A 3,301-nucleotide genomic window follows, 5' to 3' on the forward strand; every position below is an offset into this window, starting at 1 on the left:
TGTCAACGCAAAGCAGAAGTGTCACCTTCGGTGCGAAACAGAGATGTCATGCTTTGGTTCAGAGAATGCGTTTGACCGCCTCGCTATATACTTCCGAGCGTTCTCTTTTCCCAACAGAAATCACGAAAACGACAACTTTCTCGTCTATAACCTGGTATACAAGGCGATAGCCTGAAGACCGGAGCTTAATCTTGTAACAATCAGGCATACCACGGAGCTTGTTTGCTTCAATCCGGGGTGACTCAAGTACTTCAACCAGCTTCTTTTTCAACTGTTCACGTACCGTCGAGCCCAGCTTTCGCCATTCCTTTAGTGCCCGCTCGTCAAAATCCAGAAAATACGCCATCAGAGTTCATCCAGCGTCACACGTACTGGCTTAGGATTACGAAGCCGTTCTTTCACTATCTCCACAAGTTCAGCATCTTCATCACTCAGGAGTGTCTGTTTGAACGGCAAGCGTTCATTGTCAGCGATATACTCGAGCATGAGACGAAGCGCTTCAGAAGGAGTTACACCCATTTTTTCAAGCGCGGCGTAAGAACGCGCTTTAAGTTCATCGTCAATACGCAGGTTAATGCTACCCATGTCTTACACCTCTTGTAATTACAAATGTCATTACAAGTATCGCACTACAACATGCTTAGGGCAAGTCACGAAGGAAGTCAGAAAGTAGTCGTAAGAACGGTGATCACTGTCCGCTTTGTGCCAGGAGCAGCCATTGCTAAGTCCATCCTGTATTGTGCAGGTCAGCTCGTTTTTAAAGAGTCCGGCCATCATCTTACTGGTACAGACACCATATACTTTGTGACGGTCAGGCTACATATGCACAACTCAACTTATTCATCTATTTTTTGCTTTAGCATGTCAGTGTTGCTTTCTCGTCGGCGGGTGAGCGGTGACCTGACCTGTCGATAAAGGAACATAGCACGTTTTATGCAACACCCGCATGCGGCAGAAAATTATTGCCGAACGTTTACCCCTGTCAACAAGCTTTACTTTCTGAGGCGCGCCAGCCCGCGAGGAAAACAATCTGAACATCAAACAATTAATGACACAAGAAATACGATTAAAGATTTTTTTGTGCATGCCGATAGTGCTTTTTTAAAAGGAGAAATCTATGTCTGTCACAATTCAGGGAAATACCTCAACCGTTATTTCAAACAACTCCGCCCCGGAAGGAACATCAGAAATAGCCAAAATCACAAGACAAATTCAGGTGCTGACTGAAAAGCTTGGGAAAATCTCATCGGAAGAGGGGATGACGACACAGCAGAAAAAAGAAATGGCTGCATTGGTACAGAAGCAAATTGAAAGCCTCAGGGCTCAACTGGAGCAGTTGTTAAGGCAGCAGGCAGAGAAAAAGAATAAAGACGCGACAGTTCAGCCTGATAAAAAAGAAGAGAAAAAAGACGATACAAATACCGCTGGCACCATTGATATTTACGTCTAAGTGACAGCCGTATTGTGGCCCTCATCGGGCCACTTTTCGCCATCAGCCTTTTCTTTAAAGACATATTATCTTTGTATCATTTCTGATAGTTAACATTACAAGATATAAGTAATGGACGCACTCCCAATTAGTCTATTTAAATCGCCACGAGTTTCACTGACAACCCATGATCAATTATGAATTGCAACTATTTCTGTAGTCACTTTTGTGGGGACAGTCCACAAAACTGCCAACTTCCGCTTCTTGCTCTTAGCGGACATTAGCATAGGCTATTTACCATAACGCCTCATTACGCGCACCGCCCAGACTGACTCAGCGCGTTTCTGGCATATCCCCGGTAAAACAAGTAACAAACCACCCGAAAATGAACACCAGAAACGCGACTTAAGAATCTACCCTATGAATGGATATGCACTCAACCGAATCGATCTTGGTTTCAATCTTTTTTATCGGGATCAGGCTTCTTTTTAGGTAACTTCGGGGGCTTAACTTGCTGATGACTTTGCGTTCGGCGCGTAAGCCAGGGATGGTCAGCTTTAGGTTTAACATAGTATTTTGAGCGTAAATCAATACGGGCATTATCCACTCGTTCATGGACACTCTTTTCATCATCCAGTGGTATAGGCTCCGGGCCATCAACATACTTTTCCCAGCCCAGCGCTTTCCCGTCATACAGAACGTTAATTTCACCGTCAAAGTTCTCGCATACAGTAACAACCGAATGCCTAAGTCGATATCCCCGGCCCTCACTGCGTACCTGAAACGCACTGCTTTTGTACTGGAAAGTGAGATTTTTAGACAGAACGCGCTTCGCCTGTAGGCTGAAGATATAACCCAGTTCCTCTTCAGAATGGTGCACATCAAGATGAGCATTATCAGTAGTACGAGGCGACGTAGCGAACCGGTTGTTATAGGCTTCAATAAAGGTCGGCAACCATGCATTTGCTGTTTCAATATCACTGATATTCTGAAGCCGCATTTCTTTGACCAGCCTGTCCTGTAGTGTCTGATTGGCGCGCTCTACCCGCCCTTTTGCCTGCGGGCTGTTGGCATGGATTGGCTCGATGCCCAGTGTCTTTATCGCACGAGTGAACTGGGTCAGCTCACCTTCCCGCTCTGGGTTATTTACCCTGAATATACTGTGTCTATCAGAGTAGAGAGCGAGCGGTACGCCATGATCATTAAGGTAACCCCGGAGGGTTTCCATGTAAGCCCGGGTTGTTTCAGCAGGCACAAAACGCAACGCCATCAACGCACTGGTGGCATCATCAATGAAAACGATCAGTGTACATCTGGGGCCTCGATTTTCAAACCAGTCATGAGGTGAGCCATCAATCTGGATCAGTTCACCGTAAGATGGTCGTCGCATGCGGCGTTGATATATACGGGCAATTTTACGACGGCGTTCACGCCATAACCCCTCTTCTATCATCCACTTTCTGAGAGTTTCAACGGATAAAGATAAACCGTGTATCTCGCGCAATTTTTCGCACGCAAACGTAGGTCCAAAATCAGCGTAACGGCCTTTGAGGAGTGAAATTACTGTTGCTCTGAATTCAGTAGAAAAGGAATTATTAGGACGCTTTCCACGTCGGTGGGAAACCAGACCAGAAGGCCCTTCATTTCTATACCGTTGCACCAGACGTTTAACCTGCCGAATAGAAATGCCAATGCGTGCCGCAGCTTGTTCCTGAGTAATATGTCGATTAATTGACTCCTGAATAATCTGAAGTCGGTGGAGTTCCTTATGACTCATCGTAACAGTCTCTTTGATCATGAAAAATCCCCCAGAGAATTGTCTGGGGACATTTTAGAATGGTTCAAAGGGGACATTACAGCTTGGTGTTAACA

At 45.6% G+C, this 3,301-nt stretch carries 5 protein-coding genes; 2 read left to right on the forward strand and 3 right to left on the reverse strand.

Annotated features, from left to right (window positions below):
- Window positions 1-58: 58 nt before the first annotated feature.
- Both relE and relB read right to left on the reverse strand, forming a co-directional pair.
- Window positions 59-346 (reverse strand): type II toxin-antitoxin system mRNA interferase RelE, encoded by a 288-nt coding sequence (gene relE, locus IM317_RS17480; RefSeq protein WP_000323025.1) that lies wholly within the window; start codon window positions 344-346, stop codon window positions 59-61.
- Window positions 346-585, reverse strand: a complete 240-nt coding sequence (gene relB / locus IM317_RS17485; RefSeq protein WP_000534858.1) for a type II toxin-antitoxin system antitoxin RelB — start codon at window positions 583-585, stop codon at window positions 346-348. The genes relE and relB overlap by 1 nt, the downstream gene beginning before the upstream one ends.
- A gap of 24 nt (window positions 586-609) precedes the next feature.
- On the opposite strand from relB, the gene ydfV reads away from it, so the two are divergent.
- Entirely contained in the window at window positions 610-915 is a 306-nt protein-coding gene (ydfV, locus tag IM317_RS17490) for a protein YdfV (protein WP_001326990.1), read from the forward strand.
- Window positions 916-1,117: 202 nt separating this feature from the next.
- Window positions 1,118-1,450 (forward strand): FlxA-like family protein, encoded by a 333-nt coding sequence (locus IM317_RS17495; protein ID WP_001317460.1) that lies wholly within the window; start codon window positions 1,118-1,120, stop codon window positions 1,448-1,450.
- A 436-nt stretch (window positions 1,451-1,886) separates the two neighbouring features.
- On the opposite strand, the gene IM317_RS17500 is transcribed toward IM317_RS17495, so the two are convergent.
- Window positions 1,887-3,227 (reverse strand): IS1202-like element ISEsa1 family transposase, encoded by a 1,341-nt coding sequence (locus IM317_RS17500; protein WP_004196353.1) that lies wholly within the window; start codon window positions 3,225-3,227, stop codon window positions 1,887-1,889.
- Window positions 3,228-3,301 lie beyond the last annotated feature (74 nt).

This window comes from Enterobacter cloacae complex sp. S3, assembly GCF_014930495.1.
Lineage (GTDB): Bacteria > Pseudomonadota > Gammaproteobacteria > Enterobacterales > Enterobacteriaceae > Enterobacter > Enterobacter asburiae_B.

Coding starts and splice junctions, on each gene's coding strand:
- relE (WP_000323025.1), bottom strand. CDS start 346: ATGGCGTATTTTCTGGATTTTGACGAGCGGGCACTAAAGGAATGGCGA.
- relB (WP_000534858.1), bottom strand. CDS start 585: ATGGGTAGCATTAACCTGCGTATTGACGATGAACTTAAAGCGCGTTCT.
- ydfV (WP_001326990.1), top strand. CDS start 610: ATGTCATTACAAGTATCGCACTACAACATGCTTAGGGCAAGTCACGAA.
- IM317_RS17495 (WP_001317460.1), top strand. CDS start 1,118: ATGTCTGTCACAATTCAGGGAAATACCTCAACCGTTATTTCAAACAAC.
- IM317_RS17500 (WP_004196353.1), bottom strand. CDS start 3,227: ATGATCAAAGAGACTGTTACGATGAGTCATAAGGAACTCCACCGACTT.